The organism is Arthrobacter sp. TJ-265 (genome assembly GCF_058269135.1).
The window spans coordinates 1,109,356-1,125,357 of the sequence record NZ_JBZCND010000001.1 but is presented as its reverse complement, the minus strand read 5'-3'; the positions used below and the strand labels follow the sequence as shown (position 1 = coordinate 1,125,357).

Annotated in this window: 16 protein-coding genes; 11 read left to right on the top strand and 5 right to left on the bottom strand. The window is 65.0% G+C overall.

Annotation, left to right across the window (positions count from 1 at the left end):
* Positions 1–12: 12 nt before the first annotated feature.
* The 10 genes from AC4D2E_RS05405 to AC4D2E_RS05360 all read left to right on the top strand — a co-directional run bounded on the left by AC4D2E_RS05405 (position 13) and on the right by AC4D2E_RS05360 (position 9,976).
* Positions 13–1,317, top strand: a complete 1,305-nt coding sequence (locus AC4D2E_RS05405; RefSeq protein ID WP_104165236.1) for an enolase C-terminal domain-like protein — start codon at positions 13–15, stop codon at positions 1,315–1,317.
* A 20-nt stretch (positions 1,318–1,337) separates the two neighbouring features.
* Complete coding sequence (locus AC4D2E_RS05400) at positions 1,338–2,825, top strand: aldehyde dehydrogenase (NADP(+)) (RefSeq protein ID WP_490951883.1); 1,488 nt, start codon at positions 1,338–1,340, stop codon at positions 2,823–2,825.
* A complete protein-coding gene (locus AC4D2E_RS05395) occupies positions 2,822–4,021 on the top strand; it encodes a fumarylacetoacetate hydrolase family protein (protein WP_104165239.1) in 1,200 nt (399 codons plus the stop codon). Before AC4D2E_RS05400 ends, AC4D2E_RS05395 begins: the two co-directional genes overlap by 4 nt.
* Positions 4,018–4,731: a GntR family transcriptional regulator gene (locus tag AC4D2E_RS05390; RefSeq protein ID WP_490951882.1), complete on the top strand. Its 714-nt coding sequence runs from the start codon at positions 4,018–4,020 to the stop codon at positions 4,729–4,731. The genes AC4D2E_RS05395 and AC4D2E_RS05390 overlap by 4 nt, the downstream gene beginning before the upstream one ends.
* Positions 4,732–4,779: 48 nt before the next feature.
* Entirely contained in the window at positions 4,780–5,529 is a 750-nt protein-coding gene (locus tag AC4D2E_RS05385; RefSeq protein WP_490952325.1) for an SDR family NAD(P)-dependent oxidoreductase, read from the top strand.
* A 36-nt stretch (positions 5,530–5,565) separates the two neighbouring features.
* On the top strand, positions 5,566–6,432 hold the full coding sequence (locus AC4D2E_RS05380) for a fumarylacetoacetate hydrolase family protein (protein ID WP_490951881.1): 867 nt from the start codon (positions 5,566–5,568) through the stop codon (positions 6,430–6,432).
* A 56-nt stretch (positions 6,433–6,488) separates the two neighbouring features.
* Complete coding sequence (locus AC4D2E_RS05375) at positions 6,489–7,514, top strand: zinc-dependent alcohol dehydrogenase (protein WP_490951880.1); 1,026 nt, start codon at positions 6,489–6,491, stop codon at positions 7,512–7,514.
* Positions 7,511–8,278, top strand: a complete 768-nt coding sequence (gene kduD / locus AC4D2E_RS05370; protein ID WP_104165248.1) for a 2-dehydro-3-deoxy-D-gluconate 5-dehydrogenase KduD — start codon at positions 7,511–7,513, stop codon at positions 8,276–8,278. The genes AC4D2E_RS05375 and kduD overlap by 4 nt, the downstream gene beginning before the upstream one ends.
* A 61-nt stretch (positions 8,279–8,339) precedes the next feature.
* A complete protein-coding gene (locus AC4D2E_RS05365; protein WP_490951879.1) occupies positions 8,340–9,017 on the top strand; it encodes a bifunctional 4-hydroxy-2-oxoglutarate aldolase/2-dehydro-3-deoxy-phosphogluconate aldolase in 678 nt (225 codons plus the stop codon).
* Positions 9,014–9,976 carry a sugar kinase gene (locus tag AC4D2E_RS05360; RefSeq protein WP_490951878.1) on the top strand — a complete coding sequence of 321 codons (963 nt, stop codon included), beginning with the start codon at positions 9,014–9,016 and terminating at the stop codon, positions 9,974–9,976. The genes AC4D2E_RS05365 and AC4D2E_RS05360 overlap by 4 nt, the downstream gene beginning before the upstream one ends.
* Positions 9,977–10,484: 508 nt before the next feature.
* Here AC4D2E_RS05360 and AC4D2E_RS05355 read toward each other — a convergent pair.
* A complete protein-coding gene (locus tag AC4D2E_RS05355; protein ID WP_490951877.1) occupies positions 10,485–11,921 on the bottom strand; it encodes a hypothetical protein in 1,437 nt (478 codons plus the stop codon).
* Positions 11,922–12,106: 185 nt separating this feature from the next.
* Here AC4D2E_RS05355 and AC4D2E_RS05350 point away from each other — a divergent pair, with 185 nt between their 5' ends.
* On the top strand, positions 12,107–12,253 hold the full coding sequence (locus AC4D2E_RS05350) for a hypothetical protein (RefSeq protein WP_181033538.1): 147 nt from the start codon (positions 12,107–12,109) through the stop codon (positions 12,251–12,253).
* 10 nt (positions 12,254–12,263) lie between these two features.
* On the opposite strand, the gene AC4D2E_RS05345 is transcribed toward AC4D2E_RS05350, so the two are convergent.
* From AC4D2E_RS05345 to AC4D2E_RS05330, 4 genes are all read right to left on the bottom strand, one after another.
* Positions 12,264–13,748 (bottom strand): DHA2 family efflux MFS transporter permease subunit, encoded by a 1,485-nt coding sequence (locus AC4D2E_RS05345; RefSeq protein WP_490951876.1) that lies wholly within the window; start codon positions 13,746–13,748, stop codon positions 12,264–12,266.
* Positions 13,749–14,033: 285 nt separating this feature from the next.
* The gene (locus AC4D2E_RS05340) at positions 14,034–14,999 is read right to left on the bottom strand and encodes an aldo/keto reductase (RefSeq protein WP_490909454.1); all 966 of its coding nucleotides are present in this window, start codon (positions 14,997–14,999) and stop codon (positions 14,034–14,036) included.
* A 61-nt stretch (positions 15,000–15,060) separates the two neighbouring features.
* A complete protein-coding gene (gene ndk / locus AC4D2E_RS05335; RefSeq protein ID WP_490951875.1) occupies positions 15,061–15,477 on the bottom strand; it encodes a nucleoside-diphosphate kinase in 417 nt (138 codons plus the stop codon).
* 70 nt (positions 15,478–15,547) lie between these two features.
* Positions 15,548–15,994: a DUF4233 domain-containing protein gene (locus AC4D2E_RS05330; RefSeq protein ID WP_490951874.1), complete on the bottom strand. Its 447-nt coding sequence runs from the start codon at positions 15,992–15,994 to the stop codon at positions 15,548–15,550.
* Between the last annotated feature and the right edge of the window lie 8 nt (positions 15,995–16,002).

Here is a 16,002-nt window from a genome sequence, read left to right as displayed (position 1 = left end):
AGGAACCTCCTCATGTCAAAGATTGAATCTGTCCGCACCACCGATGTCCGCTTTCCCACGTCACTGGAACTCGACGGCTCGGACGCCGTCAACGTCGACCCCGACTACTCGGCGGCTTACGTTGAAATCAAGACCGACGACGGCGAGAGCGGGTACGGGCTCGTCTTCACCTGCGGCCGCGGCAATGACATTGTCACCGCCGCCATGGACAGCTACGGCGAACTCCTCGTTGGCCGGGACACCGACGAACTGGTCAACAACCTCGGAGATTCCTCCCGCCGTCTCATCCATGACTCCCAAATGCGCTGGCTCGGCCCCGAAAAGGGTGTATCCCACATGGCGTGCGGCGGGTTGATCAACGCCATGTGGGACATCCGGGCACGCCGCGAAGAGAAACCGCTGTGGCTGTTGCTCAGCGAAATGTCCTCGGAAGAAATCATCAGCGCCGTGGACTTCACCCACATCCGTAATGCCCTCACCCCCGAGGATGCCGCCGACATCCTGCGGGAAGGACAGGTGGGCAAGGAAGCACGCATCGCCGAACTCACGGCACACGGCTACCCCGCCTACACCACCACCCCAGGCTGGCTCGGTTACAGCGACGAGAAGCTGGTCCGGTTGTCAAAGGAAGCCGTCGCCGATGGTTTCGGCATGATCAAGCTCAAGGTTGCCGGCAGCATCGAGGATGATCGCCGGCGGCTGTCCCTAGCGCGAGAAGCAGTAGGACCGGACGTCCGTATCGCGATCGACGCCAACCAGCGCTGGGAGGAGCAGGAAGCCATCGACTGGGTCAACCAACTCCAGGACTTCGCGCCCTACTGGATCGAGGAACCGACGAGCACTGACGACATCCTCGCCCACGCTGCCATCCGCAAAGCCGTCCACCCCATCAAGGTCGTGACCGGTGAAGCTGTTCACAACCGCATCATCTTCAAGCAAATGCTTCAGGCCGGGGCCATCGACATCATGCAGATCGATTCGACCCGGGTGGCCGGTGTCAACGAGAACATCGCGAACCTGCTGCTCGCGGCACGTTTCGAGACCCCGGTCTGCCCGCATGCCGGAGGGGTCGGGTTGTGCGAACTGGTGCAGCACTTCTCCTTCTTCGACTATGCAGCCATCACCGGCACGATGGAGGACCGCGTCATCGAGTTCGTCGACCACCTCCATGAGCACTTCACAGAACCGGCAGTTGTCTCCAATGGCCGGTACCAGGCACCCAAGCTTCCCGGTGTCGGAGCCGAGATGCTGCCCGAATCCACCTCACGCTGGTCGTACCCAAACGGTGCCGTGTGGCAGGAACTGAACGCCCGCTGAAGTCTCGGAAGGACATTTCCATGAGCACATCCACCCTGACCATTGCCACCACTGCCGAACAGGTGGACCGCGCCGCGCGGCAAGCCCACGCCGCGTTCCTCAGCATCGCCGACGAATCGCCCTCGACGCGTGCTGCCCGACTGAACACGATCGCCGATGCCCTCCGCGCCCATTCACAGGAACTGGTCGCCCTCGCCGCCACCGACACGAATCTTGCCGAGGTACGTCTCCAGGGCGAAGTGAAGCGATCCGCATTCCAGCTCGACCTGTTCGCCGATGAGGTCCGCACCGGGGTCGCCCTCGACGCCACCGTGGACCATGCCGATCCGGACTGGGGCATGGGTCCACGACCGGACATCCGGAGGGTCAATGTGCCGCTCGGCGTGGTCGGTGTCTTCGGGGCGTCCAACTTCCCCTTCGCGTTCAGCGTCATGGGTGGCGACAGCGCCTCCGCCCTCGCAGCCGGATGCGCCGTACTGCATAAAATCCATCCGGGACACCGGAAGCTGGCGCTGCGGACCGGGGAAATCGTGGTCGCCGCATTGGCCGACGCCGGCGCCCCGGCGGGCCTGTTCTCGCTGGTCGACGGTCGCCCGGCCGCGGAGGCGCTGGTGGACCATCCTCTCATCAAGGCCATCGGGTTCACGGGTTCCACAACCGGAGGCCGCGCGCTCTTCGACCGGGCCAATGCGCGACCCGTACCGATCCCCTTCTACGGGGAACTGGGCAGCATCAACCCGGTCTTCGTGTTGCCGACCGCCTGGGACTCCCGGGCCGAAGAAATCCTCACCGGTTACGCCGGATCCTTCACCATGGGCATGGGACAATTCTGCACCAAACCCGGCGTGCTCTTCGTCCCGGATTCCGCGTCCGAGGAGCAGCTGCGCGACACCCTGGGGACGGCGCTCGACGAGGCGCCGCTGGCCAAGCTCCTCACCCCCGGCCTGCGCGAATCCTTCGGCAAGGCACGCGACGAGGTAGCTTCGTTCACCGGGGTCCGGGCCCTGGTATCGGGTACTGACAGTGAAATACCGACACCGACCGTCCTGCTGGTCGATGCGGAGTCCGTCGCCTCGGACCCAGAGGTGCTGCACCGGGAAATGTTCGGTCCTGCAACCGTGGTTGTCAGATACCGCGACGTCGCCGACCTGCCGGCACTTGCAGCGCAGATGGAGGGACAACTGACGGCCACCATCCACGCGGACGAGGGCGATCCGTCCGGGGAACTGCTCTCCACGCTGACAAGCATCGCCGGCAGAGTGCTGTGGAACGGTTGGCCTACAGGTGTCACGGTCTCCTATGCGCAACAGCACGGCGGCCCGTACCCTGCGACGACGGCACCGGGCACGACTTCGGTCGGCACCGCCGCGATCAACCGCTTCATGCGTCCGGTGGCCTATCAGGATGTGCCCGACGCTGCCCTTCCACCGGCGCTGCAGAACGTAAACCCTTGGGGGATCGCTCGTCGGGTGAACGGAAGCATGGAACCAGCAGGAGGAACCCCATGACGCTGGTCGAGCCAGAAGCAGTCCTGCCCCAGGACACCCCGGAGGCCCTGCTCATCGGACGCCTATGGGATCCGGAGACGAAAGGTCCCCGACCCGTCCTGGTCCACGAGGGAAATCTGATCGACCTCTTCGACCATACGCAGACGGTGTCCGCTCTGCTCAATCGCAGCGATCTTCCCACCGTGCTGCAGCAGGCACAGCGTAAAGGTGCCCGCTGCTGGGATCTCCGCGATGTCCTGAATCCACCGGTCGGGAGCAGCAACGAAGCACCACACCTTCTCTCGCCGGTGGATCTGCAGGCCGTGAAAGCCTGCGGTGTCACGTTCGTCGACAGCCTGATCGAGCGCGTCATCGAAGAACGCTGTGCCGGTGATCTGACACTTGCGGAGCAGATGCGCGCACAAGTGCTGGGATCGATCGGTGGGAGCCTTGCCGGGGTGCGGCCTGGTTCCGAGGAAGCCAAACGAGTCAAGGAATTACTCGTCCAGGAAGGCTTCTGGTCGCAGTATCTCGAGGTCGGTATCGGACCGGACCCGGAGGTCTTCACCAAAGCGCCTGTCCTCTCGACAGTCGGCTATGGCGTGCGCATCGGCATTCCCTCCTTTTCCTCCTGGAACAACCCCGAACCCGAACTGGTGCTCATGGTCGACAACCAAGGGCAGATCCGCGGCTGCACGTTGGGCAACGACGTGAACCTGCGCGATGTCGAGGGGCGGAGCGCCCTCCTGCTCGGGATGGCGAAGGACAACAACGGGTCAGCCGCGCTCGGACCCTTCATCCGATTGTTCAACGACTCCTACACGCTGGATGACGCCCGGCAGGAAACGATTCGGCTCACGGTACGTGGCATCGACGGGTACACGCTCACCGGGACCAACAGCGTGCAGCGGCTGAGCCGGCCGTTTGAGGAGCTCGTGGGCGCGGCCTATGGTCGACACCACCAGTACCCTGACGGATTCGCCCTGTTCACCGGGACGCTCTTCGCCCCGAACGAGGACAGGAACGCTCCCGGCATGGGCTTCACCCACGAAGCCGGCGATATCGTCGAGATCAGCAGCAACCGGCTCGGCTCCCTTATCAACACAGTGCACCCAACCGAGGACCTTGAACCGTGGACGTATGGCATCGGCAACCTCCTGGAGTACCTCTTGCATGACGCAAACACCCGGCACCCGGCCCCTGCTGGGACACCATGACTGACAACTCCCTCGACCTCGAATCCCGGGCGAGGCCCTCGGTCGACGTCTATGCGGCGTTGCGGGCCAAGATCCTCGACCTGCAACTACCACCCGACGAGAAAGTGAACATCGATGCCCTCGCCCGGGAGTTCGGGGTGTCACAAACACCCGTCCGGGAAGCACTGAGCCAACTCGAGGGCGACAAGCTCATCATCAAGACCCCGGGCAAGGGGTACCGGACAACCCAACTCCTGGGCATGGCCGAACTCCGCGAGCTCTTCGAGTTCCGTCTCATGGTGGAGCCTTGGGCGGCCCGGGTGGCAGCGGCGAACCGCTTGAGCAACCCGGCCCGCCTGCTGCAGAAATCACTGTCGAGCTTCGAGGACGGCATGGAAACGGAGCCCAACGTACGACACCTCCTCGTGGCGCACGACACCCAGTTCCATGACAGCATCCTGAGCGCCAGCAGCAACCAGTTCGCACTGCACGCCTACCGCGCCACACATTGCCACCTGCACCTCTTCCGCCTCCACCCAGCGGACTACCAGGGACGACAGACGGTGGAGGAACACCGCAGCATCGTCGACGCCGTCGGGGCCTGTGACCCGGACGCAGCCGAGGCCGCGATGCATGCCCACCTCATCGGCGCGTACCACCGCTTCGCAGAAGCGTTCTCCCAGGACCCCGGAAAGGGCCTGCGGGTTCCTCCGCCAGCCAAGCTCTGCTGATCCGTCCGCCTCTACAGGCTTCCTTTCCACCACCTAAAGGGGTGCATCATCGATTCGTTCACCGGCGTTCGAGCCATTGTCACAGGTGGGGCATCCGGCATCGGTGCAGCCGTGACCACAGCACTCCTCAACCGCGGAGCGCACGTCGCCGTCCTTGACCTCCATCCGGTCGGCCTGCCCGACACTGCGCTGGGCCAACAGTGCGACGTAAGCGACCGCCGATCCGTTGACGCTGCCGTGGCAGCGGTTGCCAACTCCTTTGGCGGGATCGACGTCGTCATCAACAACGCGGGCATGGGCGCCATCGGTACGATCGCGGACAATGACGACGACGACTGGCTGCGCGTTCTAAGCGTGAACGTCGTGGGCATCGCGCGAGTGTCGGCGGCCGCGCTACCGTACCTGAGGCAATCGGACTGTGCCGCGATCGTCAACACCGGATCCATCGCCGCCACCCACGGCCTTCCTCAACGCGCCCTGTACTCAGCAAGTAAGGGAGCCGTCGATGCCCTTACCCGCGCCATGGCTGCGGATCATCTGCGCGAAGGTATCCGGGTCAATTGTGTGAATCCCGGTACAGCTGACACGCCCTGGGTGAATCGCCTACTGGGCGCGGCGGCCGACCCGGATGGTGAGCGCCAGGCGTTGGAAGCCCGGCAACCCCACGGCAGGCTCGTGGCCGCCGAGGAGGTAGCAGCCTCGATCATGTTCCTGGCCGATCCCGCCAACGGATCCACCACGGGGGTCTCGCTCGCTGTGGACGGAGGCATGCACAGCCTTCTCCTGCGCCCCACCTAAGTCACTACTGAACCACTACGAGCCAGGAGAACTTCTATGGACCTGATGAGACTGGGCGAGACCGGACAGGAAATGCCGGCCGTCCGGGTAGGAAGAACGTACTACGATCTGAGAGGAATAACACGGGACATCACGGGTGCCGCACTCGATGCCGGCCTCATCGGGCAGGTGCGCGCCGCTCTCCAGAGCGGCTCCCTGCCGGAGCTGAAGGACGCTACGTCCTTACGGGTAGGGCCTCCGATCTCCAGTATCGGAGCCGTGATCTGCGTCGGCATGAACTACGCAGCGCACGCCGCCGAGACCGGCGCCCGCCCGCCTGCGGCGCCCGTTATCTTCTTCAAGCACCCCAACTCCGTTGTCGGCCCGAACGACGACGTAGTCCTCCCGCCTGGCGCCCAGAAGGTCGACTGGGAGGTCGAACTGGCGGTGGTCATCGGCAAGCGTGCCTCCTACCTGCAGAGCTACGAGGAGGCACTGGACTGCATAGCCGGGTTCACCATCAGCAATGACGTATCCGAACGGGACTACCAGCTCCAGCATTCCGGGGGACAGTGGTCAAAAGGCAAATGCGCCCCCACGTTCAACCCGCTCGGCCCTGCGCTGGTTCCTGCTGCCGATGTACCAGACCCTCAGTCGCTACGGCTGTACTCCAAGGTGAACGGCGAGGAACGACAAAACTCGACAACCGCCGACATGGTCTTCAGCGTGACCGAAATCATCCGGGACCTCTCCCACTACATGACGCTCGATCCAGGGGACATCGTGAATACGGGAACACCCCAAGGCGTGGCCCTCTCAGGACGATTCCCCTACCTGGCCCGGGGGGACAGCATGACAATCGGCATCGAAGGACTGGGCGAGCAGCACCAACAAGTGGTAATGCACGAACACTCTCCCCGCTAATCCGCGCCACCCGCCATGGCGTACCCGCCCCCTCCACCTTCGTTAGGACCAACCCCATGACTGCTGCAACTTATACGGGAGCACGAACCTTCACCACCGCGGCGCCCACGGTCGCTCCTCCAGGACCGGGCCAGGTGCAAATCGCCGTGGCCTACACGGGCTTGTGCGGCACGGACCTGCATATCTTCCACGGGGACATGGATGCACGGGTCACGATGCCCGCAGTGATCGGGCATGAGATGTCGGGAACGATTGCCGCCTTGGGTGAGGGCGTCACCGGGTGGTTTGTCGGGCAGCCGGTGACGGTCATGCCTACGCTCTCCTGCGGGTCCTGCCCTGCATGCCGTCGCGGAAACACCCATGTCTGCCATAACTTGAATTTCGTCGGCATCGATTCTGAGGGGTCGATGCAGAACACCTGGAACGTTCCGGCCGAGATCCTGATCGCCCTGCCCGAAGGCCTCGCACTCGACGAGGCGGCGCTCATCGAGCCCACCGCGGTCGCCGTGCACGATGTCAGGCGTTCCAAGCTCGTCGCCTCGGACTTCGTCGTCGTCATTGGCGGCGGCCCGGTCGGTCAGCTCATCGCCTCCGTCGCTTTGCGGCAGGGCGCCCGGGTCGTGTTGGTCGAGTTGGACGCCGGCAGGCGGGAGACCGCGAAGGGATTCGGCATTACCGCGCTCGATCCGCGCGAGGAGAGCCTCGTCGACTATGTACTGCGGGAGACGGATGGGGCGGGAGCGGACGTGGCGTTCGAGGTTTCCGGGGCGGCGGCCGGCGTCAATTCGGCCGTCGAGGTCCTGGCGACACGGGGGCGGCTCGTCATGGTGGCGATCCACCCCAAGCCGAAGGAAATCGACCTCCACCGTTTCTTCTGGCGCGAGCTGGAGATGTTCGGTGCCCGCCTGTATCAGCGTGAAGATTTCGAGGAAGCCGTGCGGCTGGTAGCGGACGGTGCGATCCCCGCCCGTCAGCTGATCTCCCGAGTCGTGTCACTGGATGATGTCGAGCAGGGCTTCCTCGCCCTCGAATCCGGTGGAGTCATGAAGGTCCTCGTGGATTGCCGCGAGGCGACGGCATGAGCACGACGAACCCATTCGACCTGACCGGGAAGACCGCTGTTGTCACAGGAGCCCGGCGGGGCATCGGGCTGGCCATGGCCGTGGCCCTCGCCGAAGCCGGCGCCGACATCATCGGAGTCTCCGCGAACCTCGAAGCCGAAGGTAGCACCGTCGAGCAGCGTGTCACCGCACTCGGGCGCGACTTCGCGGCGATGCGCGCGGACTTCGCCGACCGCGCTGCGGTGCGCGCACTCGCCGCGGACCTGATCGCGGCCGGCCCTATCGACATCCTGGTGAATAACGGCGGCACGATCGCCCGCACGCCTGCCGCCGAGCACCCGGACGAGCTGTGGGATCAGGTCATCCAGGTCAATCTTTCAAGCCAGTTCATCCTCAGCCGGGACGTCGGACAACAGATGCTTGAACGGGGCAGCGGAAAAATCATCTTTACCGCCTCGCTGTTGAGCTTTCAGGGCGGCATCAACGTTCCCGGCTACACGGCGTCGAAGTCCGGCATTGCCGGCCTGACCAAAGCTCTCGCCAACGAGTGGGCGTCACGCGGCGTAAACGTGAACGCGATAGCTCCCGGCTACATCGCCACCGATAACACGCAGGCGCTCCAGGATGATCCGGACCGCGAGAAAAGCATCCTCGAGCGGATTCCCGCAGCGCGGTGGGGGCGCCCCGAAGACCTCGGAGGCGCTACGGTGTTCCTCGCCTCTCATGCATCCGATTACGTCAACGGCGTCGTCCTCCCCGTCGACGGCGGTTGGCTCGGCCGCTGACGCCTCCCTGTCCAGTCCGTCCTCGCCATCGATATCCCGCACACCGAATGAAGGGCTTGTCTTGTCCCCCACCGAACAGCCGCCGGTCGGCGTAGAACGAATTGCGGCATCTCGGATCCTGCAACAGACCGCGACCATAGCCGTCCTACGGGCACCTCACGCGCGCGCCTATGCGCCTGTCGTGGAAGCACTGGTTCGCGGCGGGGTGCTCAGCATCGAATTGACCCTGAGCACGCAAGGGGTTTTCGAGGAACTCCCGCTACTGCAGGAACGATTCGGTAGCACCGCTGAATTCGGCATCGGCACCGTCACCACGGTCGACGAGGCCGTACGGGCAATCGACGCCGGTGCAGCCTATCTGGTCACTCCCATGACCGACACGGCACTCATCGCCGCAGCAACGCAACGCGGCGTCGCCATCTACCCCGGCGGACTGACTCCCACCGAGCTGTTCAACGGGTGGTCGGCAGGCGCAACAGCGGTAAAGGTCTTTCCCGCATCAGTGGTTGGAGCCGGATACGTGTCCATGCTGCGGGGCCCGTTCCCCGGCATTCAGGTGGTCCCCTCCGGAGGCGTTGATATCGACGACGCCGGCGCCTGGATGAAAGCCGGAGCGCTGGCAGTCAGTCTGGGCGGCCCGCTCCTCGGCGACGCCTTCAAGGGCGGAGACCTGGGGCAGCTCACCCAACGCGCAATCCGGCTGCGGGGCGTCGTCGAGGAAGCACGGGCCGCCCTATGAGCACCACCATTCCGGCTCCGTACCTTGTGACCATCGGGGAGACGATGGCACTGCTCACCGCGGAGCATCCCGGGCCGCTCGCCCACGTCTCCTCGATGAGTCTTGGGATCGGCGGATCCGAATCAAACGTCGCCATCGGTATGCAGCGGCTCGGCGGGAACGCCGTGTGGTGCGGCCGAACAGGGGCCGATTCCCTGGGCCAACTCGTACGGCGTGAAATCCGAGCCGAGGGCGTCACCGTTCGTGCCAGCGAGGACCCGGACGCACCCACGGGCCTGATGCTCAAAGAACGCCGGACGATGTCCACACAGAAGGTGAGCTACTACCGTTCGGGCAGCGCCGGTTCCAGACTCACTCCTGAGGATCTGGATTCCTCACTCATCACGGGAGCCGCGATCCTTCATATCAGCGGCATCACGCCTGCTCTCTCACCCTCCGCGGCACGCACCATCAACACAGCCATCGAGATTGCCCGGTTAGCAAGCGTTACGGTCTCATTCGACCTCAACTACAGGGCCAACCTCTGGACGGCGACGGACGCCGGACGCTCGTACAAAGAACTGATACCCCTCGTCGATATCGTTTTCGCCGGCGACCAAGAGGCAGCCCTTGCCGTCGGCCCAGCCGCCGACCCCGCTGACCTCGCCCAACGGCTGGCCGACCTCGGCCCTTCGCAGGCAATCATCAAATTGGGTAACAAAGGCGCCGTCGCCAGTATCGACGGCGAACTGCACCACCAATCCGCCGTACCCATCGAACCCATCGACACCGTCGGAGCCGGTGACGCTTTCGTCGCCGGATACCTTACCGAACTGATGACCGGCAAGAGCCCGGCGCAACGACTCGAGCTCGCAGCCAAGACAGGAGCATTCGCCTGCCTCGCCTATGGTGACTGGGAAGGACTTCCAACACGCTCAGAACTCGCACTCCTCTACCAAGACGAATCAGTTACACGGTGAGGAGTTCCTGCGTATTGAGGTGACAGGACACGCCCCGATTCTCATTTGTCATGAGTGTCAGGCGTGCTCCGTCGCCGTGTCCACCTCTAGAGGCTGCCGGAGACGCCCGGTCCTGTGCCAGGCTCATACATGGATGAGGTACTGAGAATGCAACGGCACGCCGACCTCGTCGATGCCGACCCCGACGGTTTGGAGGGATTGTTCGATGACGAGTACCTGAGCCCTGGTCGTCGACAAGCTCCGCCGGGCCGCGCGCAACTACACCGTCGAGATCCTGATCCGCGGCAGCAAGGACGACCACACCGTCCTCTACTCCCTCGGTCGATCGGAGTCGCCGACGGCCGTCTCCACCTACACGGATGAGAACCTGTCGGCTGCGGAGCGACGTGCCCTGCATGCGGCCGACGATTTCACCGCAGCGTTCGACCAAGTCGGCTCGAACGACTGCGGAGAGGGGCGTCGTCAACATTGGTTGACTCAAGGTGGGTCATCGGTGACTTCTTACTCACTACATAGTTGCCATATTGACGTCGAGACGATACCTACTGACTCTTCTCGTTTCCACAATCCAAAACCCGCAGAAGAGAAAAATTTCGTACCACTCCAGCACCAACACGACTTGCGGCCGAAAGAACATCAGACCGAGAACAAAGATGCAGGCCGCGCCCAAAAACATCAGGCCGAAGATGATCTTGTAGGTAAGCCGCGAATGATCGTCGGCGGGCGCCGAAGAACGTTTCGGGTCCGCCTGCGCTGCCTGTTGGGGCCACCCGTGGCTTGCCACCACCACCAGCAACGAGGCGATCATGAGGATCGCTGCGATAGCGTGCACTTCGAGCTGAAACGGTCCCATGGTAATTCCGGGCAGCTCGACGTGGTCTGCGGGGCCGAACCACAGCTGCCCGTACGTCAAGCCGACGAACAAGAACGCCACCACTGTCGTGCAGATGACCGTTCGCTTACTCCATCCGCCGCGCTTGAATAGGTCACGGGTGCGGCGGGACTGTTTCCACTCGTTCCACACCAGCCAAGCGCACAGCAGAGCAACTGCGGTCAGGGCTGCCCGCAGGGACCAGCCGTACTCCTCGGCGGTGAACGCCAGCTGAGCGTTCTCGGGGGCAGCTGGCCGCTCTCCCGTGAGTGCGCCACTGGTCTTCAAAGCCTCCAGGGCCTCTTCTCGATCGCGCAAGTCGCCCATGATGGTGTCAAGCCCGGCTGGTACCAGTGCCACGAAGACGGCAAAAAAGCCGGCTGCGTTGAGCGCGAAGTCCTCGAGCGCGAACCGGCCGCGGTAGGCCACCATGCATGCGGCGGTAGCGATGAGCACCCCGACGAAAACGTCGCGGACCGCGCCTCCGTAGTATGCGCTGATTGAACCTTCGAAACTTCCGGCCTTCACCGCATGGAAAAAAGTGACCGCAAACAGAAGTGCGGGAAGACCGATCATCATCCACCGCAAGAGGTTGTAGGTGATCCGCATGTCTTCGTAGTCGTGCTGCGATATAACTACCGTGCCTCGTGCCCCAGTGGAAGGAACCGCATCCTGGGTCGGATGTACCATGCCCGCATCCTGCTCCCGCCGCAGATCAGCGTCAAGAGCGTGCACCACCTCAGTGAAGGGCCGACTACCTACCCCGAAAGATCTGTTCCCTGTCCCGGTACAGGTCTTGAGTTGCTTGAGTAAGTCCTGGGCATAGGTTCTGCTCATTCCTCCCGACACGGAACCTAGTGAATCGCCTAAGTTCTCGCCAGAAACGGCGTCACAGGCAACTCCAATAGCATCAGCCGCCTCACGCGCGTCATCTGCCGCCCTCGAGACGTTCTCCATTCCGTCCTGCACTTTGGCCCAACGAGGCGAAGATTGTGCGGAGGGAGCAACTTTCCTCACGGCCTCTTCACTGACGTTATGTTGCGCAATGAGCCGTTTCAGGTCATCCTGGCTCATCGCCACCTCATCCCTGTCCTACCCACGACCCTAGGACCATCGTCTGCTGCCGTTCGGCCCAGTCTCACCGTGTTGCTGCTGCAAGCGGAAACCCCCAGCGCGACAAGGGGGACCAGTAGGAGACGCCTGAGCCGGAAAAATAGGCCGAGGAGGTCCTGCTGCCCTACACGCACTTCTTTGTCCTGATGCGCTCCGACAAACGTCTGGCAGCCGTCATGGCGCTCGGCATCGATGGAGCGAAGCTCATGAACCTTGACCGGTCCGGCATCGACTGGCGACTTGATCCGCGCCTGCCGCAGGGAGTAGGAAAAGTTTCCCCGTCGATCGGATAGGAGCGGGACATCAGGCCCGGTCCGCCCCACTGCGAGCCTCGCGGAGGGCCCCGGGAGCAGCGGGCGTGCCGTCAACCGCGCAGTGCGTCGGATGATCGGTCTCCGGCAGGGCGGGGTTCCGGACGGTGACGGCCGCAAGAATGCCGCTGAGCACCAGGACGACCGCGCCGATCATGCAGGCGGCGTCGAAACCTGCCTCGAACACTTGCGGGTTGCTGTAGGCGTCGCCGGTCAGGCCCACGGCGGCCGGCAGGACAGCGATTGCGATCAGGCCCGCGGCCCGCGCCACAGCGTTGTTCACGCCGGAGGCCAACCCGGCCCGGCGTTCCGGCACAGCGGACAGCGCGGTCGATGTCAGGGGAGCAACGAGCAGTGACAGGCCGAGGCCGAGCACGATCACCGACGGCAGCACGTCCAGAAGGTAGGACGCACCCGGCCCGATCCGTAGCATGAGGACAAGTGCCGCAGCACACAGCAGTGGTCCGACAGCCATCGGCATCCTCGGCCCGATCCGGGAACTGAGCGCCCCTGCGCGGGGTGACAGGACCAGCATCAGAGCCGTGATGGGGAGCATGGCGGTCCCGGACGCCAGCGGGCTGAATCCCGCCACGACTTGGAGGTGGACGACGAGCAGGAAGAAGATGCCGCCGAACACGGCGTAGATGAGGAAGGTGACGGCGTTCGCGGCGCTGAACTGGCGGTTACCGAAGATCCGCAACGGAAGCATCGGATGCTCGGAGCGCCATTCGACCACGAGGAAAGCCACGGCGGCGGTGAGGCCCAGGGCTCCTGATGCGAGGACCGCTGGAGAGCCGACCCCTTGGGTCGGCGCCTCGATCAAGGCGTAGGTGGTTCCCGCGAGCGCCAGCGCCCCGAGGACGGCTCCGGCGATATCGAGCCGGCCCGTCGCGTCGGCGTCGCGCGTCTCGGGGACGTGCCGGGCGGCGATCCAGATGACGGTGGCGGCGATGGGCACGTTGATGAGGAAGATCCAGCGCCAGGAGACGCTCTCCACGAGCCAGCCGCCGAGGAAGGGTCCGATGGCGGTGGCCACACCGCCCAGTCCGGACCAGGCGCCGATGGCTCGTGCGCGGTCCTCACCGGCGAAGCTGGCCTGGATGATGGCAAGACTGCCTGGCGTGAGCAGTGCCCCTCCGACCCCCTGCAAGGCGCGGGCCGCGATGAGCAGGCCGGCGTTCGGTGCCAGCCCGCAGAGCAGGGAGGCTACGGCGAACCACACGACACCGACGATGAAGATACGCCGGCGTCCGAACCTGTCGCCCAGGGAGCCGCCGAGGAGGATGAAGGAGGCAAGCGTCAGGGTGTATCCCGTGACCATCCACTGAAGGGCTGCGAAGTCCGTGCCCAGGTCCATGCCGATCGTCGGCAACGCGATGTTCACGACCGTGGCGTCGATCCCCGCGATACCCGACCCGAGCACTGTTGCCAGGAGGATCCACCGGCCGGACGCCGTCCTCACGCGGATCTCGCTCATGGTTCACCATCCGTCCACGCCCCGCCGAGCCGCGGGCACAGGGAACAGTGTGGCACCGTCGTCGCGCCCATGCCATCGCCGTGCGATCGGCTGAGCTTTCGACCTCGTACATCGTGTGCCGCGCCGCCGGCTGTGTGCGGCATGGTGGGCCATCGCCCCGACCGGGCGGCCTGCCGAGCACGAAGCCCTCCCGCGGAGTGAGGGCTTCGTCGTCCGCGACCGGGACAGCAGCGCCGGACCGGTCGGCATAGGTGTTGATTGTCCCGGCGGCTCCGCCGATCGGGCTCAGGCGGCCGGGCGCGGGAAGATCCGGTCCAGCGCGGCGAGGTCCTCGTCCGACGGCGTCCAGTCGGCTGCCGCCGCGTTCTGCCGCACCTGCTCGGGCGATGTGGCGCCCGCGATCACGGAACCGACCGACGGCTGGGCCGCGAGCCACGAGAAGGCCACCTGGACCTCGGTGAGGCCGCGCCCGGCCGCGAAGGCGCCGAAGGCTTCGAGCTGGTCCCAGTCCGCTGTCTCGAGCACGTTCTTGCGTGAGTGGGTGAGTCTGCTGCCGGCGGGTACCTCGTCACGCCGGTACTTGCCGGTGAGCAGGCCGTTGGCGAGGGGGAAGTACGGCAGGATGCCCAGTCCGTAGGCCTCGACGGCGGGGACCACCTCGCGTTCGAGGCGTCGGTCCAGCAGGTTGTAGGGGTTCTGCGCGGAGATGAAGGGCGTGTACCCGCCGCTGCGTGCCGTGAACTCGGCCTCGGCGATCTGCCAGCCTGCGAAGTTGGAGTGCCCGAGGTAGCGCACCTTGCCGCTCGTCACGAGGTCGTCGAGGGCCGCGAGGGTCTCCTCGATCGGCGTCCGTGTGTCCGGCGCGTGGTACTGGTACAGGTCGATCCACTCGGTGCCGAGGCGCCGCAGGGAGGCCTCGGCTGCGCGGATGATGTAGCGGCGGGATCCGCGGGCATCCCAGTCGGGTCCGTTGACGCCGTCCATGTCGAGGCCGAACTTCGTCGCGAGGACGACGTCGTCGCGACGCCTGCCGAGGGCCTTGCCGAGCTGCACCTCGCTGATGCCCGGTGCCTTGCCGTACATGTCCGCGACGTCGAACAGGGTGATCCCGGCGTCGATCGCTGCATGCACGACGGCGTCGGTACCCTCCTGCGACTCGGAGGTGGTGCCGGCCCGGCCCAGGTTGTTGCAGCCGAGCCCGACGGTGGAAACGCTGAGCCCCGAGGAGCCCAGTCTGCGATAGGTCATCATGCCCCTAACCTACCAACACCGTTGCCCCAGGCACATGACCCGGGGCGACGGTGGACGCGCGTCAGGCGAACCAGATGCCGATCTCCCGTGCGGCGGACTCGGCCGAGTCGGAGCCGTGCACGAGGTTCTGCTGGACCTTCAGTCCCCAGTCGCGGCCGAAGTCGCCGCGGATGGTGCCGGGCGCCGCCGTCGTCGGGTCCGTGGTCCCTGCCACGGAGCGGAACCCTTCGATGACGCGCTCGCCCTCGAAGACGGCGGCGACGATCGGGCCACTCAGCATGAACTCGACGAGCGGCTCGTAGAACGGCTTCCCGATGTGCTCGGCGTAGTGCTCCTCGAGCAGCTCGCGGGTGGCATGCACGCGCTTCAGTTCGACGATGGTGTAGCCCTTCGCCTCGACGCGGGACAGGACGACGCCGGTCAGGCCGCGGGACACGCCGTCGGGCTTGACGAGGACAAGGGTGCGCTCAACGCTCATGGGGACTCCTGGGGTGCGTGCGCCGTCGCGGACGGCGCGGATGGGACAACTGGTACCGGGGTCGACTCTACTAAAGGCCCTGCTCCTCGGGGTTCGCCCTCTCCCACTCCGCCTGCAGCCGGTCCCGCTCCACGTTCTCGCGGTCCACGCGGATGCCCTGCCGGATCCCGTACAGCCAGGTGAGGGCGAACGCGAGGCCGACGACGAACATGACGGGTTCGAGGAAGCCCCCGGCGATGAGGACGAGCTGGAGGATCCAGCCGAGCGCGATGCCCCACTTCTTCGTCAGGACGGCACAGGTGAGCACCAGCACCACGCTGAGGAGGAGCCCGGAGGTCAGGATGAGGGCCGGGGAGATCTCGTCGCGCCGCAGGCCGAAGACAGCGAGCGTCGCGAAGAACACCACGAACGCCTCGAGGCAGAGGACCGTCGAGGCGAACAGGACCTTCGTGGACCGCCGCTTCTTCGGCATGCCGGGCCGCCACTCGCGCTGCGCCTTGGTCATGCGTCGTGCCATGCGTGGGC